We start from the raw sequence: 19,729 nt of genomic DNA, 5'->3' as shown, positions 1-19,729 counted from the left end.
GGCCGTCGTAAGTACGTACTGCCTATTGAGTTGCTGCTCAGCCGGCGAGCCGGCGGCTGGCGTCCTCGATGCGGTCCGCCAGGGAGCCGTTGATGACCTCGTCACCGACCTGCACCCGGATTCCGCCGAGGACCTCGGGGTCCACGTCCAGGTTGAGGTGCATCTTGCGGCCGTAGAGCTTCGCGAGGGCGGCGCCCAGGCGCTGCTTCTGCGGGTCGCTCAGCGGTACCGCTGAGGTGACGATGGCCACCATGCGGTCCCGGCGGTCGGCGGCGAGCTTGGACAGGGACTCGAGTCCCGACTCCAGGCTACGTCCACGCGGCGCGGTCACAAGGCGCGTGACCAGACGCTCGGTCACCGACTGCGCCCGGCCGCCGAGCAGGCTGCGCAGCAGCGCGCCCTTGGCCGAGGTGGTGGCCTTGCGGTCGGTCAGCGCGGCACGCAGCTCGGTGCTGCCGGAGACGATCCGGCCGAACCGGAACAGCTCGTCCTCGACGTCGTCGAGCTTGCCGGCCTGCTGCGCGGCGGTGAGGTCGGCGGTGTCGGCCAGCACCTCCAGCGCGTCCACCAGGTCGCGCGACTGCGACCAGCGGGAGCGCACCATGCCGGCCACCAGGTCGGCGGCCGGGCCGCTGACCTGGGTGCCGAGCAGACGCTGGGCCAGTTCGGCCTTGGCCTCCGCTGCCTGCGCCGGGTCGGTGAGGACCCGACGCAGCGACACCTCGCGGTGGAGCAGCGCGGTGACGGCGGCCAGCTCGTCGGCGAGCGAGCCCGCGTTCACGGACGTCGAGTCCGTCAGCGCGTCGAGACGCTCGCGTGCGGCTGCCAGGGCCTCGCGGCTCGCTCCGTTCATCGTCCGGCCTCGGCCTTCTCCTCGAGCTCGTCGAGGAACCGGTCGATCACGCGGCTCTGGCGGGCGTGGTCCTCGAGGGACTCCCCGACGAGCTTGCCGGCCAGGTCGGTGGCGAGCTTGCCGACGTCCTGGCGCAGCGCGGAAGCGGCGGCCTTGCGGTCGGCCTCGATCTGGGAGTGACCGGCGGCGACGATCTCCTCGCGCTGACGCTGGCCCTCGGCCCGCATCTCGGCGATGAGCGTGGCACCCTGCTCCTGCGCCTCCTGGCGCAGACGCGCGGCCTCGTGCCGGGCCTCGGCGAGCTGTGCCTTGTACTGCTCAAGGACGCTCTGGGCCTCGACCTTCATGGTCTCGGCCTCTTCGATACCGCCTTCGATCGCCGCGCGGCGCTCCTCCAGAACCTTGTTGATGTTCGGAAGCAGCTTCTTCCAGAAGAAGAAGAACACGATGGCGAAGGCGATGGTGCCGACGAGCAGCTCGGGGCCCGGAGGAACGAGCGGGTTCTGCTCTTCCTCGGCCGCCAGCTGCACCAGGTTGGCGATCACATCAGTGCCTTTCGTCGATGCGTGTCAGTAAGCGGTGATTACTTACCGAACACGAACGGCATAACGATGCCGATGAGGGCGAGCGCCTCACAGAACGCGAAGCCCAGGATCTGGTTGGCACGGATCAGGCCGGCGGCCTCGGGCTGGCGGGCCAGGGCCTGGGTGCCGTTGCCGAAGATGATGCCGACGCCGATGCCGGGGCCGATGGCGGAGAGGCCGTAGCCGATGGAGCCGAGCGAACCGGAGACAGCGGCAAGGGTCTCAGTGGCAGCCATGCTGAATCTTCCTTCTCTTTCACGGACCGGCGGGGGTTGGCCACCGGACGTTCTTGGGACTTGCGGGGGCGGGAGGGGCTCAGTGGTGCTCGGCCAGAGCGCCCTGGATGTACGTGCAGGCGAGGAGTACGAAGACGTACGCCTGGACGGCCTGCACGAAAAGCTCGAAGAGGATCATGACCATGGTCATCACGAACGAGATACCGGCCGCCGGGATCATCCAGCTGTTCAGCAGGTACCAGGAGGCGACGGTGAACATGACGAGCATCAGGTGGCCGGCGAACATGTTCGCGAACAGTCGCACCGCGTGCGTGAACGGCCGGACGAGCAGGTTCGAGAAGAACTCGATGACCATCACGAGCGGCAGCACCGGGCCGAGCGACTTGTCGTAGCCGGTGACGTTCTTGAAGAACCCGACGAAGCCGTGCCGCTTGAAGGTCAGCGAGACCCAGGTCACGTAGACGATCGCGGCCAGCACAGCCGGGTACGCGATGATCGACGAGACCGGGAACTGCGCGAGCGGGATCACGGACCAGATGTTCATGATCCAGATGAAGAAGAAGAGCGAGACCATCAAGGGGACGTACTTCTCGCCCTCCTTCTTTCCGAGGGTCTCGTAGACGATGCCGCGGCGGACGAAGTCGTAACCGGCTTCACCCACCATCTGCAGTTTGCCCGGCACCACCTTGGCCTTGCCGAAGGCCGCATAGAAGAAGCCGATGACGAGGATGGTGGTGATGAGGGCAAGCAGCATCACCTTGTTGAACTCGAACCCTCCAACCGTGGCAATCGGCTTGAAGAGGAACGAGTGCAGGCCCGGTGCCGGAAAACCACACCCGTCGGACATGATCCGACAGCTCCAGTCAAAGGCGAGCTGGGTCTGGTCAGCACTCACCGCGGGCTCCTTCGGCGTGACGCATAGGTACGGCAACCTCGTTGTGTCGGCGCGGCGCGCAGCCGCGGATCGGCACCGGACTGGTGTTACGGATGTGAGGGCGGCTGGGGGGCATCGAGCCTCGCGTTCGAGCAGGCGTCAGCTCAGTTGCCCGCGCCCGCGATGCCGCAGTTGGCACCGGACGATAGCAGGAGTTCTCACCGGCCTTTATCGCGCCCCTACCCGTCACGACGACGACCCGGTCTTCTCGGGCTTCTCACTCTTCTCGGAGTCCGGGTCGATGTAGAAGATCTTGGCCTTCATATGCGCACGAGCTTGCGCGGCCATCCACACGACGGTCGCGATGACGAGCCCGAGGGCGAACGTCTTCGCGTTGAAGAGAGAGGTGTCCTTGAAGAGGGCGACGAAGATCAGGAGAAGCAGCAGTTGGGCGACATAGAGCATCAGCCCCATGGCCTGGAACAACTGCGGGAGCGTTTTTGCCGTCCACTGGAGAACGTAGAGACCGATTCCCATGAAGAGGATGGCCAGCACGGTGCCGATGCCCGCCCCGATGGCTCCCTTGCCTCCGGCCACCACGCCACTGACGGCGACCACGACCGCACCGGCAGCGGCTGTGGGTACAGCGCACTGCAAGAGGTTCCGGGCGTCATTGGACGGCATGGCGGCAACTCCGCTTTCGCAGGGGGCAGGGGTGTCGTCATGGACGAGCGTAGTCCCGGGCTGAGTGGAGACCTCACGCCAATGGACCGTCGCACTGCGGTCCTTCGGCTCTATCCGGGGGGTTCTCGTGAACCGTATCACAAACTATTTGATGCAGTCTTTACCTGAAGGTGTGCGCACTGTCACACATGAGAGTGAACCTGCGCGTCTGAGCGAGAACCACGCCGACATGTCTGGTATAGGGCGCTTCGCACACCCATCATGGCCCCACGACTTGGTAATGCTCTAGTCAGATTCTTACCTTGTCCCGGCCTTGCGCCGGTCGGCCAGACGCGAACGGGGGCCGATGGCGGTTGCCCCGTTGACACCGGCGACCCCGGACACCACGGGGGTGCGGTTCTCGGGCCCGGCGGCCGCCTGCTGGTCCGCCGCGGACGCCGGCGTCGAGGCCTCGGGTGCCAGGGCCGCGACCGAGCCGCGTCGCCGGTAGCGCGGCGGCACGAAGCGCTCCATCCAACGCGGGGCACGCGGCGTGAAGCGCGGCAGCAGCAGCAGGAGGAGGCCGATCGCGCTGAGGAAGACGACGCCCAGCACGATCCACATGGACGCCGAGTTGACCGAGTAGGCGAGCGCGCCGAAGGCGATCAGCGCCGACCAGAAGTACATGATCAGCACCGCGCGGCTGTGCGAGTGGCCGATCTCCAGCAGCCGGTGGTGCAGGTGGCCGCGGTCGGCGGCGAACGGGGACTGGCCGCGCCAGGTGCGGCGCACGATCGCCAGGATCAGGTCGGCCGCCGGCACCGCGATGATCGTCAGCGGCAGCAGCAGCGGGATGTAGACGGGGACCGTCTGGTGCACGGCCTCCTTCTCGGACCCCACGTACAGGTTGAGGGCGTCCGGGTCGACCTGCCCCGTGATGGAGATCGCGCCGGCGGCCAGGACCAGGCCGATCAGCATCGAGCCCGAGTCACCCATGAAGATCCGCGCCGGGTGCATGTTGTGCGGCAGGAAGCCCAGGCACATGCCCATCAGGATCGCCGAGAAGAGGGTGGCCGGGGCGGCGGCCTCGATGCCGTACGAGTACCAGATGCGGTAGGCGTACAGGAAGAACGCCGTGGCCGCGATGCAGACCATGCCGGCCGCGAGGCCGTCGAGGCCGTCGACGAAGTTGACCGCGTTGATGGTGATGACGACCAGCGCGACCGTCAGCAGGGTGCCCTGCCACTGGGTGAGCGCGACCGAGCCGACACCCGGGATCGGCAGCCACAGGATCGTCAGACCCTGCACCACCATCACGCCGGCGGCGATCATCTGGCCGCCCAGCTTGATCAGGGCGTCGATCTCGAACTTGTCGTCCAGCACACCGATCAGCCAGATCAGCGCCGCCCCGGACAGCAGCGCCCGGGGTTCGTTCGACGTCTCGAAGACCTGGTTGAGGTTCGTCAGGTGATCGGCGACCAGCAGTCCCGCGCACAGGCCGAAGAACATCGCGATACCGCCGAGTCGCGGAGTGGGCTCCCGGTGCACGTCACGTGCCCGGATCTCCGGCATCGCTCCGGCCACGATCGCGAACTTCCGTACCGGCCCTGTCAGCAGATACGTCACCGCGGCCGTGATGCAGAGCGTCAGGAGGTATTCACGCACGGGCTTCCCCACAGGTCTCGCTGGCCATCTCAGCCTCACACCCTAGCGATGCGCGCATATGGGTGGGGACTTCCGGGTAGCGACGATGGTTGCACGAGTGGCTGTGCACCCTGGTGCGCTTACCCCGACTCAAGCGGGATACGGCGGAAATCCACCGGCCAGCTCCCGCACATCTTCACGGGCTCTCGAGGTCTCCGTCACGCCCCGGAGCACCCCAGTGAGCAGCTCGGCGATCCGGACCATCTCCGCCTCGCCCATGCCCTGCGTGGTGATCGCGGCCGTACCGAGCCGCAGGCCCCGGGCGTCGCCGTGCGGCAGTGCGCAGCAGTCCATGACCAGGCCGGCCGCGGCGAGGCGGCCCCGGGCGCTGCGTCCGTCGACGCCGAGGGGCGCCGGGTCGGCGGTGATCAGATGGGTGTCCGTGCCGCCGGTGGTGACGACCAGGCCCGCCGCGGCCAGCCGGGCCGCCAGAACCCGCGCATTCGCCACCACCTGATGGGCGTACGCGGCGAAGGCCGGTGTTGCCGCCTCCCCGAACGCGACCGCCTTGGCGGCGATGGTGTGCATCTGAGCGCCGCCCTGGGTGAAGGGGAAAACGGCCCGGTCGACCCGCTCGGCCAGCTCCGAGCGGCACAGGACCAGGCCGCCGCGCGGGCCCCGCAGCACCTTGTGGGTGGTCCCGCACACGATGTCCGCGTACGGCACCGGATTGGGGGCCGCTCCCCCGGCGACGAGCCCGAGGGGGTGCGCGGCGTCCGCGATGAGGTAGGCGCCCACCTCGTCGGCGACCTCGCGGAAGAACGCGTAGTCGATGTGCCGGGGGTAGGCGATCGAGCCGCACACGATCGCCTTGGGGCGGCGCGTGCGGGCCAGGGTGCGCACCTGCTCGTGGTCGATGAACCCGGACTCGGCCTCCACGCCGTACCCGACGAAGTCGAACCAGCGGCCGGAGAAGTTGGCGGGCGAGCCGTGCGTGAGGTGGCCGCCGTAGGGCAGGCCGAGTGCGAGGACGGTGTCGCCGGGGCGCAGCAGGGCGGCGTAGGCGGCCAGCACCGCCGAAGAGCCCGAGTGCGCCTGGACGTTGGCGTGGTCGGCGCCGAACAGCGCCCTGGCCCGGTCCGCGGCGAGGCGCTCGGCGACATCGACGATCTCGCAGCCGCCGTGGTGGCGCGCCCCCGGGTAGCCCTCGGCGTACTTGTTGGCCAGGGGTGAGCCGAGGGCGGCCAGCACGGCCGGCGAGGTGAAGTTCTCGGCGGCGATCAACTGGAGCGTCGTCGACTGCCGCTCCCGCTCCGCGAGCAGGATGTCGGCGAGCTCGGGGTCCTGGCGGCGCAGGACGTCGGCCTCGATGGCAGGGGTGACCGTCATGATGGGCTCCGGGCGTCGACGGTGACGTAGGACCAATGTAGGCCCGGGGCCTGCGGAGCGCTCGGTCGTTACGTCTTTGCGGGGACGCCGGTGAGGGCTGTCACGACCGGGTCGAGTGCCTGGTGTATCTCGTCCCCGATGGACCGGAAGAACGTCAGGGGCGCGCCGTACGGGTCGTAGACCTCGTCCGCCTCGGCGGTCGGCGCCAGCAGCCACCCGCGTAGAGCGGCCGCGGCACGGACCAGCGCACGCGCGCGGACGACCACACCGTCCTCCAGGGGCGGCAGGGTCGCCGGGTCGATGGCCTTGACCAGACGGGTGAACTCCTTGAGTGTGAAGGTGCGCAGGCCCGCCGAGTGCCCCATGGAGATGACCTGCGCCCGGTGGTCCCTGGTGGCGGTCAGCACCAGGTCGGCGCGGATCACGTGCTCGTCGAGGAGCTCGCGCCCGGTGAAGCCGGAGGCGTCCGCGCCGAAGTCGGCCAGGACGGTCTCCGCGTGGGACTCCATCGAAGCGCCCTCATGGCCCCAGGTGCCCGCGCTCTCCACGATGAGCCCGCCGCCGAGGATGCCGAGCCGCTCCTTGACGAAATGGCGGGTCAGCCGCTCGGTGATGGGCGAGCGGCACACGTTGCCGGTGCTGACGTGGAGGATGCGGAAGCTGTCACGCGGAAGTCCCACGAAGGTCGTCGTGATCTCCGCCGCGCTTTCCCCGTTGCCTATGCCACGCCCCGATCCAGGGGCCGTCAATTCGCCACCTCGAGGTCGGGTACGACCTTTCGCAGCTCGTCCGCCGTGATGGCACCCGCGCGCAGCAGCAACGGCACCTCACGGGTCACGTCGACGATCGACGACGGGACGTTGCCGGGGGTCGGGCCGCCGTCGAGGTAGACGGAGACGGAGTCGCCGAGCATCTCCTGCGCGGAGTCGCAGTCCTCCGGCGCCGGGTGGCCGGTCAGGTTGGCGGAGGAGACGGCCATGGGGCCGACCTCGGTCAGCAGCTCGATGGCGACCGGGTGCAGTGGCATGCGCACGGCGACCGTGCCACGGGTGTCCCCGAGGTCCCACTGCAGGGACGGCTGGTGCCGGGCGACGAGCGTGAGCGCGCCCGGCCAGAAGGCGTCGACCAGCTCCCAGGCCAGCTCGGAGAAGTCCGTGACGAGGCCGTGCAGCGTGTTCGGGGAGCCGATGAGGACGGGGGTGGGCATGTTGCGGCCCCGGCCCTTCGCCTCCAGCAGGTCGGCGACCGCCTCCGAGGAGAACGCGTCGGCGCCGATGCCGTACACCGTGTCCGTCGGCAGCACCACGAGCTCGCCACGGCGGACGGCGGACGCTGCCTCGCGCAGACCGGTCACACGGTCGGTCGCGTCGTTGGTGTCGTATCGCCGTGCCATCTTTAGCTGGCCTCCTCGTACACGTGCTGCTGGGATGAAGTCCGCGAAGACCGCGGGGTGCCCGGTGTGCTCACGGCAGGGCCTTGCGGGCCGTGGCGAAACGCGGGCGGTTGTTCAGGTCCGGGTGGTCGGCCGCGTCGGTCCAGCCGCGGTCCTCGGCGAAGATCCACGGCACCTGGCCGCCCTGGGTGTCGGCGTGCTCGACGACGACCACGCCGCCCGGGCGCAGCAGCCGGTGCGCGGTGCGTTCCAGGCCGCGGATGAGGTCGAGGCCGTCCTCGCCGGAGAAGAGGGCCATGTCGGGGTCGTAGTCCCGCGCCTCGGGGGCGACGTACTCCCACTCGGTGAGCGGGATGTACGGCGGGTTGGTGATGACCAGGTCGACCTGGCCGTCCAGGTCGCGGAAGGCCGTGAGGGCGTTGCCCTGCCGCAGGTCGACCCTGGAGCCCTCGACGTTCTTGCGGGTCCACCGCAGGGCGTCCTCGGACAGCTCGACGGCGTGCACACGCGAGCGCGGCACCTCCTGGGCGAGGGCGAGCGCGATGGCGCCGGAGCCGGTGCACAGGTCGACGATGCACGGCTCGACGACGTCCATGGCCCGTACGGCGTCTATGGCCCAGCCGACCACGGACTCCGTCTCGGGCCGCGGTACGAACACCCCGGGGCCGACCTGGAGTTCCAGATAGCGGAAGTAGGCGCGCCCGGTGATGTGCTGGAGCGGTTCGCGGGCCTCGCGGCGGGCGATGACCTCCCAGTAGCGGGCGTCGAAGTCGGAGTCCTTGACGGAGTGCAGCTCGCCGCGCTTGACGCCGTGCACGAACGCGGCGAGTTCCTCCGCGTCGGTACGCGGCGAGGGCACGCCGGCGTCGGCGAGCCGCTGGGTGGCCTGGGCCACCTCCGCGAGCAGCAGGTTCACGCAAGTCCTCCGTATTACTCGTACGTGCTCGTACGTGCTCGCACGTGCCTTACGCGGCCGCCAGCTTCGCAGCCGAGTCCGCGTCGACGCAGGCCTGGATCACCGCGTCGAGGTCGCCGTCCAGGACCTGGTCCAGGTTGTACGCCTTGAAGCCGACGCGGTGGTCGGAGATGCGGTTCTCCGGGAAGTTGTACGTGCGGATCTTCTCGGATCGGTCGACCGTGCGGACCTGGCTGCGGCGGGCGTCGGCGGCCTCCCTCTCCGCTTCCTCCTGCGCCGCCGCGAGCAGCCTGGAGCGCAGGATACGCAGTGCCTGCTCCTTGTTCTGCAGCTGGCTCTTCTCGTTCTGGCAGGAGGCGACGACTCCGGTCGGAATGTGCGTGATGCGCACGGCCGAGTCGGTGGTGTTGACGGACTGTCCGCCGGGCCCGGAGGACCGGTAGACGTCGATGCGGAGGTCGTTCGGGTTGATCTCGACGTCGACCTCCTCGGCCTCGGGCGTGACGAGCACACCGGCCGCGGAGGTGTGGATGCGGCCCTGGGACTCCGTCGCGGGCACGCGCTGCACGCGGTGCACGCCGCCCTCGTACTTCATCCGCGCCCAGACGCCCTGGCCGGGCTCGGTGGCTCCCTGGCCGCCCTTGGTCTTCACGGCGACCTGGACGTCCTTGTAGCCGCCCAGCTCGGACTCGGTGGCGTCGATGATCTCGGTCTTCCAGCCGACGCGCTCGGCGTAGCGCAGGTACATGCGCAGCAGGTCGCCGGCGAAGAGCGCCGACTCGTCGCCGCCCGCGCCCGCCTTGATCTCGAGGATGACGTCCTTGTCGTCGCTGGGGTCGCGCGGGACGAGAAGAAGCCGCAGCTTCTCCGTCAGCTCCTCGCGCGCCTTCTCCAGCTCCTTGACCTCGGCGGCGAACTCCGGGTCGTCGGCGCCCAGTTCACGCGCGGCCCCGATGTCGTCGCCCATCTGCGTCCAGGAGCGGTACGTGGCGACGATGGGGGTGAGCTCGGCGTAACGCTTGTTCAGCTTGCGCGCGTTGGCCTGGTCGGAGTGGACCGACGGGTCGGCGAGCTTCTTCTCCAGGTCGGCGTGCTCGGCGACGAGTTCCTCGACGGCCTCGAACATCTTGGGGCTCCTGTGTGCGGACGGGGGTGAAGGGCGGGCGACCAAAAACGCCGGTCCCGGAGCGCCCGGTGTGGGGGGCGCTTCCGTGGACCGGCGAATTGAGGCTCGCTACTTCTTGGAGCCGGCGGCCTTGCCGAAGCGGGCCTCGAAGCGGGCCACACGGCCACCGGTGTCGAGGATCTTCTGCTTGCCCGTGTAGAACGGGTGGCACTCGGAGCAGACATCGGCACGGATGGCACCGGACTCGATGGTGCTGCGGGTGGTGAACGACGCGCCACAGGTGCAGCTGACCTGCGTCTCGACGTACTCGGGGTGGATGTCGCGCTTCAAGGTGTCTCCTAGGTTCGGGAGGGCGCCGGGTCGCTGCCGCGGGGTGCGGGAGCGTGAACCGGGGCCGACGTACCAGTCTGCCAGGACTGGGGCCTACTCCCAAAACCGGGGGTTGTTGTGATCTATTCCCCGCGGGCCGGTGGGGGCTTGTCGCGCCCCGCGGCGGAGCCGCACATCGACACAGCCCCGCGCCCCTGAGGGTGGTGCCCGTCAGGGTGCGGTCACGACGCCCTTGGCCTCGCCCGAGGCGTTGCCCTTTGTCGCGCTCTTGGGGATCGGCCTGTCGTTCTCCAGGGCCTTCCAGATCTGGTCGGCCTTCTTCTCCTGGAGGAGGACGCGGTTGGGGTCGGCCGGGTCGTAGGCCACCGGCATCGTGATCATGTGCATGTTGGACGGGCCGATGCCCTTGAGGCCGCTCGCGAAGGAGGCGAGCTTGTTGACCGAGCCGAGGTCGGAGTCGGTCGTCACCGTCTTGGTCGCGGTCTCGGCGAGGTCGAGCAGCTTCTTCGGGTCCGAGAAGACGCCGACGTCCTTGATCTGGTTGACCAGGGCCTTGATGAAGGCCTGCTGGAGCTGGATCCGGCCCAGGTCGGAGCCGTCGCCGACGCCGTGTCTGGTGCGGACCAGACCGAGGGCCTGCTCGCCGTCGAGCGTGTGGGTGCCGGCCTTCAGCTTCAGATGGCTGTCGGGGTCGTCGATGCTCTTGGTCGTGGTGATCTCGACGCCGCCGAGGTCGTCGATGAGCTTCTGGAAGCCGGAGAAGTCGACCTCCAGATAATGGTCCATACGCAGGTCGGTGATCGACTCGACGGTCTTCACGGCGCAGGCGGCCCCGCCGGTGGAGTACGCGGAGTTGAACATCACGCTGCGCGCGGCGGGGTACTCGTCGCCCTTGGTGTCCGTGCACGAGGGACGGTCGATCAGGGTGTCGCGCGGGATGGAGACCACGCTGGCCTTCTTGTGGCCCTTGTAGACGTGCACGATCATCGCCGTGTCGGAGCGGGCGCTGCCGTCGTCGGTGCCGCCGCCGAGCTTCTTGTTGCCGCCGGCGCGGGTGTCGGAGCCGAGGACGAGGATGTTCTCCGAGCCGTTGTCGGCCTTCTTGGGCCGGTCCGCACCGAGGGCCTGGTCGATGTCGACGCTCTTGAGGTTGCCGTTGAGCTTGAAGTACAGGTACCCGGCCCCGGCGCCGCCCAGCACGACGATGCCCGCGGCGGTCCAGGCCGTGATCAGCAGGCCCTTGCGACGCTTCTGGGGCTTGCGGCGCCTGCCCTTGCCGCGGTGACGCGCTCCGTTGATGCCGGTGTCGCCCGGTATACCCGGACCCGGCGTGCTCTCGGCGGACATGTACTCCTCAGCTCTTCTACGGTCGGTTACCCCCTGCGGTCAGTGCCAGGCGTGGCCGGAGAAGACCTTCCTCGCACCATCGTCGCCCCACCTGGTCAGACGGAGAAACTCGGGAAAGGGTTGCACAACGGACTGCGCCCACCGCGTGGAACGGTGGGCACAGTCCGTGTTCGTCGCTGCGGGGTGAGACCCGCTCACCTGCAATTTCAGCCGAAGATGTCGTACTGCTTGAAATCGGTGCCCACGGACTTCCTTGTGGCAAAGATCTCGCTGGTCCCCTTGCCGGTGCCCGGGTACAGGTAGAGCGTGCCCCCGGGGGTGCGGGCCAGGAAGTCGGCCTTGCCGTCGCCGGTGACGTCGCCGGGCGCGTCGAAGGCGTTGTAGCCGCCCCACGTGCGCACCTTGACCCGGGCCGAGAACGCACCCGAGCCGGCCTTGCCGGTGCCCTTGTAGAGGTAGAGGTAGCTGCCCGACTTGCTGCGGGCGATCAGGTCGGTCTTGCCGTCCCCGTTGTAGTCGCCCTTGCCGCGCACGGAGTTGTACTGGTTCCAGCCGGAGCCCACCTTCACGCGGGGCGCGAAGGTGCCGTTGCCCTTGCCCGGGTAGATCCACATGACGCCCGCGGAGTCGACCGAGAGCAGGTCGGGCAGGTAGTCGCCGGTGACGTCACCGGGGGTGATGATCCGGGTGCGGGTCTTCCAGTTGTCGGCGATCTGCTTGGTGGACCAGGTGCCGCTGGAGATGACGTAGTGCGTCCAGAAGAGGTCGCCGTCGCTGCTGCGCCGGTAGACCAGGTCCTGGTAGCCGTCGCGGTCGAGGTCGGTCTGCAGGACGACGTTCACGCCGTTCCAGTTGCCCCATGACTCGCGGGCGGCGAACGACGTGCCCTTGGAGTCCTTGGAGTAGCCGGTCTTGGTGGAGGCGTTGCGCACCCAGAGGTCGGCCTTGTGGTCGCCGCTGACGTTGGTGTCGTCGAGGCGCGGGTAGGCCGCGCCGACGTACGTGCTGACCTTGCTGAAGACGCTGTAGGCGCCCTTGGCGACGCAGTCGGTCACGCCCCAGGAGACGACGCCGACGATCCGGTTGTTGACGACCAGGGGTCCGCCGGAGTCGCCGTTGCAGGCGGAGACGGTGCCGGTGTCGCTTCCGGTGGCGGGCTTGCCCGCGCAGACCATGTGGCCCTTGACGAAGTCCCTGCCGTACGCGCCGGAGCAGGTCGTGTCGGACTGCACGGGCAGCGTGGCGGTCTTCAGCGTCTCGGAGATGTCGTCGCTGGTGGAGCTGGTGCGGCCCCAGCCGTAGACCTTGGCGCTGGTGCCGGCCTTGTACGAGGTGGTGTCGCCGGACGTCGTCATACGGATCGGGGTGGCCTTGACCGGGACGGGCAGGGTCAGCACCGCGATGTCGTTGTCGATGGTCGTCGCGTTGTACGACGGGTGGTTCCACTGCCGCCAGACGCCGGTGACGGTGCCGCCGTGCAGGTCGGTGCCGTCGGCCGAGGGCAGCTGGGAGGTGCCGGTGACGACGGCGCCGTTGGCGTTCCAGTTGTAGCCCTTGACGCAGTGCGCGGCGGTGAGGATCTTCGTCGGCGCGACGACGGCGCCGCCGCAGAAGAAGCCGACGTCGTCGCCGGTGCTCGACGTGCCCCGGTCGTCGTAGTAGTGGAGCTGCGCCATCCACGGGGCCGTGCTGATGGTGGTCTCGTTGCCGCCGATGACCTTCGGGTCGATGCGGCTCGGGGCGGTGTTCGCGCTGAGCGAGGCTTTGCTCGTCTTGCCGGCGACGTCGTCACCGGCCATGGCGCCCGCGACGCGCTTCTCCAGCTCGGTGAGCGAGGGCGAGCTGGTGGCGGGCTTGATCGTCGGCTGCGGCAGCGGGGTGGCCGCACCGGCGGACGTCGTCAGCAGCGCGCCGGCCACGGCGGCGGCGACACCGGCCGCGGCGACGGGCAGTGCGATGCGTATCCGGCGTCTGTGCCGACCGCCCCCGGGCATGGGTGTACCCACGTATGTCCCCCCTCGGGATCACAAGTTCGAAGAGAGCGTGATCCTAACGTGCACACGACCATCACAAAGGGCCGCCCCCTTACTGGGAGCGGCCCTTTGCGCAGAGATTGCCTCAGTCGCCGTTGCCGGGCGTCGGCGTCGTCTTCTGGATCTGCATCAGGAACTCGGCGTTCGACTTCGTCTGCTTCATCTTGTCGAGAAGCAGCTCCACCGCCTGCTGCTGGTCGAGAGCGTGCAGCACCCGGCGCAGCTTCCAGACGATGGCGAGCTCGTCGGGGGCGAGCAGGATCTCTTCCTTACGGGTGCCGGACGCGTCGACGTCCACCGCCGGGAAGATCCGCTTGTCGGCGAGCTTCCGGTCGAGCTTGAGCTCGGCGTTGCCCGTGCCCTTGAACTCCTCGAAGATGACCTCGTCCATGCGGGACCCGGTGTCCACCAGCGCGGTGGCGAGGATGGTCAGCGAGCCGCCGTCCTCGATGTTGCGGGCCGCACCGAAGAAGCGCTTCGGCGGGTACAGCGCCGTCGAGTCGACACCACCGGACAGGATGCGGCCGGAGGCCGGGGCGGCGAGGTTGTACGCACGGCCCAGACGGGTGATCGAGTCGAGCAGCACGACCACGTCGTGACCCAGTTCCACCAGGCGCTTGGCGCGCTCGATGGCCAACTCGGCGACCGTGGTGTGGTCCTCGGCCGGGCGGTCGAAGGTCGAGGAGATGACCTCGCCCTTCACCGACCGCTGCATGTCGGTGACCTCTTCCGGACGCTCGTCGACGAGGACGACCATCAGGTGGCACTCGGGGTTGTTGTGCGTGATCGCGTTGGCGATCGCCTGCATGATCATGGTCTTGCCGGTCTTCGGCGGCGCCACGATCAGACCACGCTGACCCTTACCGATCGGCGACACGAGGTCGATGATGCGAGTGGTGAGGACACCCGGGTCCGTCTCCAGACGGAGGCGGTCCTGCGGGTACAGCGGCGTCAGCTTGTTGAACTCCGGCCGCCCGCGCCCGGATTCGGGCGCCATGCCGTTGACGGAGTCCAGACGCACCAGCGCGTTGAACTTCTCGCGCCGCTCGCCTTCCTTGGGCTGGCGCACGGCACCGGTGATGTGGTCGCCCTTGCGCAGGCCGTTCTTGCGAACCTGGGCGAGGGAGACGTACACGTCGTTCGGGCCGGGCAGGTAGCCGGACGTGCGGATGAAGGCGTAGTTGTCGAGGATGTCCAGGATGCCCGCGACGGGGATCAGGACGTCGTCCTCGTTGAGCTGCGGCTCGGGGCCCATCTCGTCACGGCCGCGACGGCCCCGGCGGTCGCGGTAGCGCCCGCGACGGCCACGACGGCCGCCCTCGAAGTCGTCGTCGTCCTGCTGCTGCTGGCCACGGTCCTGACGGCCGCCGCCGCCCTGGCTCTGCTGCTGGCCGCGCTGGCCGCCCTGCTGGTCGTCGCCCTTGCCACCGCGACGGTCCCGGTCGCGGTCGCGGTCCCGGTCACGGCCGCGGTCACGGCGGTCGCGACGACGGCCCTCGCCGTCACCGGCGTCGGACTTGGCCTCGTTGTTCTGGGACTGCTGCTGCGACTGCGCCGGCGTCTCGGCCTTGGAGTCGTTCTTCGCCTCGGCGACGATGGTCTCCGTGGCGGCGGCCGGGGCTCCGGCCTCGGCGGTGGCCCGGCGACGGCGACGCTCGGGCGCGTCGTCTCCCCCGCGCTCGTTCTCGCCCGACCGGGAGGCGCCTCCGGCGGGCTGGCCGGGGATCTCGATCTGCTGTTGGGCCACGGCCTTGTCGGCCTTGTCCGCGGGGGCCTGCGAGGCCTCCTTCGCGTCCGCCTTCTTGTCCGCCTTCTCGGCGTTGTCGCCCGTACGGGTCCGCGAGGTGGCGCGGCGCTTGGGCTTGGTCTCGGCGGGGGCCTCGGCCTTCGCGGCCGGAGCGGCGCCGCCGGACGCCTGCGCCTCCTTGATGACCTCGATCAGCTGGCTCTTGCGCATACGCGCGGTGCCCCTGATGCCGAGGCCGGATGCGACCTGCTGCAGCTCGGCCAGCACCATGCCGTCGAGGCCGGTACCGCGGCGCCGCCGGGAGCCGGCACCGGTGGCAGGCGCGGAGGCGTCCGTGGCGGGCGCGGCAGCGGTCTCCTCGACACGTGCGCCCATCAGATCGGTGGTGTCGCTCACGAAGGGTCCTTCCCTGGAGCGGACGTCGGCCTGTCTGGCTCGGCGACCGGTTGTGCTGTCCGGCTTCGGTCCGTGTGGTGTGAACCGTGCCGGGGCGGTGGTCCGCCTAAGCGGCGGAGGAATCTGGTGATGGCGCTTCCTTGAGCCGTGGCACCCAGTGTCAGTGTCACGCGGCGTGGTCGCACCGGTTCCGGAGCGTGCCCTGCGCCCCGCTCAGTGTCCGTGCACGGCGTACGGTCCGACGTACAAAACACAGTGCGGCTTGGGGGGCTCCCGGAAGAATGTCTGTCCCGGACGGGGACACGAGGCACCTCGCCATGGTGGGGTCGGGTGCAGACTTGAGATTAACACTACCGGATCCAACAAACATTCCCCCTCTCGAAATCCGGCAATCGAGCGCTTTCAGATGTCACCGGAGGCCGCGAGCGGCAGTACGCTCGCGCCCTGCTGATCGAGCCGCAGCCGGTTCGCGGCCCACTCCGCGCCCGCCAGGGCCTCGACCTTGTCGGCGGTCTCCGCGTCGGCCAGCGCCATGACCGTCGGTCCGGCTCCGGAGATGACCGCGGGGATGCCGTCGCCCCGCAGCCGCTCCACCAGTGCCGTGCTCTCGGGCATGGCCGGCGCACGGTACTCCTGGTGCAGACGGTCCTCGGTGGCGGGCAGCAGCAGTTCGGGGCGGCGGGTGAGGGCCTCGACGAGCAGAGCGGCCCGGCCGGCGTTGGTGGCCGCGTCGACGTGTGGCACGGTGCGCGGGAGCAGGCCGCGCGCGGTTTCGGTGAGGACCGGCTTTCCGGGGACGAAAACCACCGGAACGATGGAATCCGCGGGCTCCATCCTGATCGCGCGGGCCGCGCCGCCCTCCATCCAGGACAGCGTGAAGCCGCCCAGCAGGCACGCCGCGACATTGTCGGGGTGGCCCTCGATCTCGGTGGCGAGTTCGAGCAGCGCGGTGTCGTCGAGTTTGGCGTCGGCCCCTATGGTCACGGCGCGGGCGGCGACGATCCCGGCGCAGATGGCCGCCGAGGAGGAGCCCAGGCCCCGGCCGTGCGGAATGCGGTTGGCGCAGACGATCTCCAGACCGCGCGGCTGTCCGCCGAGCAGGTCGAAGGCGGTGCGCAGAGAACGTACGAGAAGGTGCTGCTCGTCGCGCGGGAGCGTCTCGCTTCCCTCACCCGCGATGTCGATGTGCAGCCCGGAGTCGGCCACCCGGACGACCACGTCGTCGTACAAGCCCAGCGCGAGGCCGAGGGCGTCGAAGCCCGGGCCGAGGTTGGCGCTGGTGGCGGGGACGCGCACCCGGACGGCGGCGGCGCGGAACGCTGGACCGGCCATCGCTCGATGACTCTCCTTGAGCTGCGGTGATTGTCGAATGACGTTCAGTGGACATTCGATGGCGTACGAGAACCCTGGGGCCGCTGCCGACCGGGGTGGCCGGCCGCTGTCCCGGCCGCGGAGACGGCGCGACACCGTGCTCCCTGCGGAGGCATATGCGGCGGGCGGGTTCAGTACAGCCTATCGAAGGAAGGTTCTGTGGCGACATAGGGCGCACAGGAGGCGCACGATGCGTGTCGTAAGCCCCCTGTGCACCCCCCGTAGGGAAACTCCCCGGGCAAGCGCCGTCTTACGCCGGACCGTGTCGGGCGTTGCACCGGCGCTCGGTGCATACCCGCACGTCAGGCGAGGCCGAGGCGCTCCGCCGCGGTCGCCGCGTCGACGGGTACGGTGACCGGCTGCGGGGCACCGGCAACGGCCCAGTCGGGGTCCTTCAGCCCGTTGCCGGTGACGGTGCACACGATCCGCTGCCCCGGGTCGACCTTGCCCTGCTCGGCGGCCTTCAGCAGACCGGCGACGGACGCGGCGGACGCCGGCTCGACGAAGACACCCTCCTGCGACGCCAACAGCCGGTAGGCGCGCAGGATCTCACGGTCCGTCACCTCGTCGATGAAGCCGCCCGACTCGTCCCGCGCGGCGAGCGCGTACTGCCAGGAGGCCGGGTTGCCGATGCGGATGGCCGTGGCGATGGTCGAGGGGTCCTTGACGACCTCGCCGCGCACGATCGGGGCGCTGCCGGAGGCCTGGAAGCCCCACATCCGCGGGGTCCTGGTCGCCACGCCGCCGGCGGCGTACTCCGTGTAGCCCTTCCAATAGGCCGTGATGTTGCCCGCGTTGCCCACCGGCAGGACGTGGATGTCGGGCGCGTCACCGAGCATGTCCACGATCTCGAACGCGGCCGTCTTCTGGCCCTCGATCCGTACCGGGTTGACCGAATTGACCAGCGCCACCGGGTAGTTGTCGCTCAGGCCGCGCGCGAGCGTGAGGCAGTCGTCGAAGTTGCCGTCGACCTGGAGGATCTTCGCGCCGTGCACGAGGGCCTGGCCCATCTTGCCGAGCGCGATCTTGCCCTGCGGCACGAGCACGGCGCAGACCATCCCGGCCCGCACGGCGTACGCGGCGGCGGAGGCCGACGTGTTGCCGGTGGAGGCGCAGATGACGGCCTGCGCGCCCTCCTCCTTGGCCCGGGTGATGGCCATGGTCATGCCCCGGTCCTTGAAGGACCCGGTCGGGTTCGCGCCCTCCACCTTGAGGTGGACCTCGCAGCCCGTGCGCTCGGAGAGCACCTGCGCGGGCACGAGGGGCGTACCGCCCTCACGGAGCGTCACGACCGGCGTGCTGTCGGAGACGGGCAGCCGGTCCCGGTACTCCTCGATGATTCCGCGCCACTGGTGGGTCATTGCTGGTTACTCTCCTTCAACCCGCATGATGCTGGCGACACCACGCACGGTGTCGAGCTTGCGCAACGCCTCGACGGTCCCGGTGAGGGCGGCGTCGGACGCGCGGTGCGTGACGACGACGAGGGAGGCCTCGCCGTCCTTCCCCGACTGGCGAACCGTATCGATCGAGACTCCGTGCTCGGCGAAGACGGTCGCGACCTGGGCGAGAACACCCGGTTTGTCGGCCACGTCGAGGCTGATGTGGTAGCGCGTGACGACGTCGCCCATCGGGGACACCGGCAGCGCGGCATAGGCGGAATCGCCCGGTCCGGTCGCGCCGCTGAGCCGGTTGCGGCAGACGGCGACGAGGTCGCCGAGCACGGCGGAGGCCGTCGGGGAACCGCCCGCTCCGGGACCGTAGAACATGAGCTGCCCCGCGGCGTCGGACTCGACGAACACGGCGTTGTAGGCGCCGCGGACGGATGCCAGCGGGTGGCTCAGCGGGATCATGGCCGGGTGCACGCGCGCGGTGACGGACGCCCCGTCCTCGGCCCGCTCGCAGATGGCGAGCAGCTTGATGGTGCAGCCCATCTCCTTCGCGGAGGCGAAGTCGGCGGCGGTCACCTCGGCCATGCCCTCGCGGTAGACGTCGTCGAGGCGCACGCGCGTGTGGAAGGCGATGCCGGCGAGGATCGCGGCCTTGGCGGCGGCGTCGAAGCCCTCGACGTCGGCGGTCGGGTCGGCCTCCGCGTACCCCAGGGCGGTGGCCTCGTCGAGGGCCTCCTGGTAGCCGGCGCCGGTCGAGTCCATCTTGTCGAGGATGAAGTTCGTCGTGCCGTTGACGATGCCCATCACCCGGTTGATCTTGTCGCCGGCGAGGGACTCGCGCAGCGGCCGGATCAGCGGGATGGCACCGGCGACGGCGGCCTCGTAGTAGAGGTCCTTGTCGTGCTGCTCGGCGACGGCGTGCAGGTCGGCCCCGTCCTGGGCGAGCAGCGCCTTGTTGGCGGAGACGACGGAGGCGCCGTGCTCGAAGGCGGTGGTGATGAGGGTGCGGGCGGGCTCGATGCCGCCGATGACCTCGACCACGACGTCGATGTCGCCGCGTTTGACGAGGGCGGTGGCGTCGGTGGTGACCAGGGCGGGGTCGATGCCCTCACGGACCCGGTCGGGCCGCCGTACGGCCACGCCCGCGAGCTCCACCGGGGCCCCGATCCGGGCCGTGAGGTCGTCGGCGTGCGTCGTCATGATGCGCGCCACCTCTGAGCCGACCACTCCACAGCCCAGCAGCGCCACCTTCAGCGGACGCGTACGCATCATCCGACCTCGTTTCCTCTTTACCGTCTACGGTGGAACCAGTCTCACTCACCGGACGGGAGTTTCTGCCCCCGGTCCGGATCGTGAGACATGTATTTCATTTCTGCGGGGGCGGCAGACAGGAGATCTTCCGTCGCCTGCCGCGGTCCGCTTCTCGCTTCTTCTCGGCC

The 19,729-nt window shown here is 69.5% G+C and carries 18 protein-coding genes; all 18 read right to left on the bottom strand.

Features of this window, described 5'->3' with window-relative positions; genetic code table 11:
* Nucleotides 1–37: 37 nt before the first annotated feature.
* Nucleotides 38–853 (bottom strand): F0F1 ATP synthase subunit delta, encoded by an 816-nt coding sequence (locus CEB94_RS27660; protein WP_175434760.1) that lies wholly within the window; start codon nt 851–853, stop codon nt 38–40.
* Entirely contained in the window at nt 850–1,398 is a 549-nt protein-coding gene (locus tag CEB94_RS27655; protein ID WP_142159450.1) for a F0F1 ATP synthase subunit B, read from the bottom strand. Before CEB94_RS27655 ends, CEB94_RS27660 begins: the two co-directional genes overlap by 4 nt.
* A gap of 38 nt (nt 1,399–1,436) precedes the next feature.
* Entirely contained in the window at nt 1,437–1,673 is a 237-nt protein-coding gene (locus CEB94_RS27650) for an ATP synthase subunit c family protein (RefSeq protein WP_031104199.1), read from the bottom strand.
* A gap of 79 nt (nt 1,674–1,752) precedes the next feature.
* A complete protein-coding gene (gene atpB / locus CEB94_RS27645) occupies nt 1,753–2,568 on the bottom strand; it encodes a F0F1 ATP synthase subunit A (protein ID WP_484422082.1) in 816 nt (271 codons plus the stop codon).
* A gap of 225 nt (nt 2,569–2,793) precedes the next feature.
* Complete coding sequence (locus CEB94_RS27640) at nt 2,794–3,231, bottom strand: Cg1360 family ATP-synthase-associated protein (RefSeq protein ID WP_175434759.1); 438 nt, start codon at nt 3,229–3,231, stop codon at nt 2,794–2,796.
* A 297-nt stretch (nt 3,232–3,528) separates the two neighbouring features.
* Entirely contained in the window at nt 3,529–4,875 is a 1,347-nt protein-coding gene (locus tag CEB94_RS27635; RefSeq protein WP_175434758.1) for an MraY family glycosyltransferase, read from the bottom strand.
* 129 nt (nt 4,876–5,004) lie between these two features.
* Complete coding sequence (locus CEB94_RS27630) at nt 5,005–6,243, bottom strand: serine hydroxymethyltransferase (protein WP_175434757.1); 1,239 nt, start codon at nt 6,241–6,243, stop codon at nt 5,005–5,007.
* Between the two features lie 68 nt (nt 6,244–6,311).
* Nucleotides 6,312–6,992: an arsenate reductase/protein-tyrosine-phosphatase family protein gene (locus tag CEB94_RS27625; RefSeq protein WP_175434756.1), complete on the bottom strand. Its 681-nt coding sequence runs from the start codon at nt 6,990–6,992 to the stop codon at nt 6,312–6,314.
* Nucleotides 6,989–7,636: an L-threonylcarbamoyladenylate synthase gene (locus CEB94_RS27620; protein ID WP_175434755.1), complete on the bottom strand. Its 648-nt coding sequence runs from the start codon at nt 7,634–7,636 to the stop codon at nt 6,989–6,991. Before CEB94_RS27620 ends, CEB94_RS27625 begins: the two co-directional genes overlap by 4 nt.
* A gap of 70 nt (nt 7,637–7,706) precedes the next feature.
* The gene (prmC, locus tag CEB94_RS27615) at nt 7,707–8,552 is read right to left on the bottom strand and encodes a peptide chain release factor N(5)-glutamine methyltransferase (protein WP_175434754.1); all 846 of its coding nucleotides are present in this window, start codon (nt 8,550–8,552) and stop codon (nt 7,707–7,709) included.
* A 49-nt stretch (nt 8,553–8,601) separates the two neighbouring features.
* Nucleotides 8,602–9,678 (bottom strand): peptide chain release factor 1, encoded by a 1,077-nt coding sequence (gene prfA, locus CEB94_RS27610; protein ID WP_175434753.1) that lies wholly within the window; start codon nt 9,676–9,678, stop codon nt 8,602–8,604.
* 108 nt (nt 9,679–9,786) lie between these two features.
* On the bottom strand, nt 9,787–10,008 hold the full coding sequence (rpmE, locus tag CEB94_RS27605) for a 50S ribosomal protein L31 (protein ID WP_031140670.1): 222 nt from the start codon (nt 10,006–10,008) through the stop codon (nt 9,787–9,789).
* A 210-nt stretch (nt 10,009–10,218) separates the two neighbouring features.
* Nucleotides 10,219–11,355: an LCP family protein gene (locus CEB94_RS27600; protein ID WP_175434752.1), complete on the bottom strand. Its 1,137-nt coding sequence runs from the start codon at nt 11,353–11,355 to the stop codon at nt 10,219–10,221.
* Nucleotides 11,356–11,561: 206 nt separating this feature from the next.
* Nucleotides 11,562–13,349: a trypsin-like serine protease gene (locus CEB94_RS27595; protein ID WP_175437188.1), complete on the bottom strand. Its 1,788-nt coding sequence runs from the start codon at nt 13,347–13,349 to the stop codon at nt 11,562–11,564.
* Nucleotides 13,350–13,473: 124 nt separating this feature from the next.
* On the bottom strand, nt 13,474–15,531 hold the full coding sequence (rho, locus tag CEB94_RS27590; RefSeq protein ID WP_175434751.1) for a transcription termination factor Rho: 2,058 nt from the start codon (nt 15,529–15,531) through the stop codon (nt 13,474–13,476).
* A 402-nt stretch (nt 15,532–15,933) separates the two neighbouring features.
* Nucleotides 15,934–16,863 carry a homoserine kinase gene (gene thrB / locus CEB94_RS27585; RefSeq protein WP_175434750.1) on the bottom strand — a complete coding sequence of 310 codons (930 nt, stop codon included), beginning with the start codon at nt 16,861–16,863 and terminating at the stop codon, nt 15,934–15,936.
* Between the two features lie 341 nt (nt 16,864–17,204).
* Nucleotides 17,205–18,263 carry a threonine synthase gene (gene thrC, locus CEB94_RS27580; RefSeq protein WP_175434749.1) on the bottom strand — a complete coding sequence of 353 codons (1,059 nt, stop codon included), beginning with the start codon at nt 18,261–18,263 and terminating at the stop codon, nt 17,205–17,207.
* 6 nt (nt 18,264–18,269) lie between these two features.
* Entirely contained in the window at nt 18,270–19,562 is a 1,293-nt protein-coding gene (locus CEB94_RS27575) for a homoserine dehydrogenase (protein ID WP_175434748.1), read from the bottom strand.
* Nucleotides 19,563–19,729 lie beyond the last annotated feature (167 nt).

Source organism: Streptomyces hawaiiensis, from assembly GCF_004803895.1.
Taxonomy (GTDB): domain Bacteria; phylum Actinomycetota; class Actinomycetes; order Streptomycetales; family Streptomycetaceae; genus Streptomyces; species Streptomyces hawaiiensis.
This window is presented reverse-complemented; position numbering and strand designations above follow the sequence as displayed.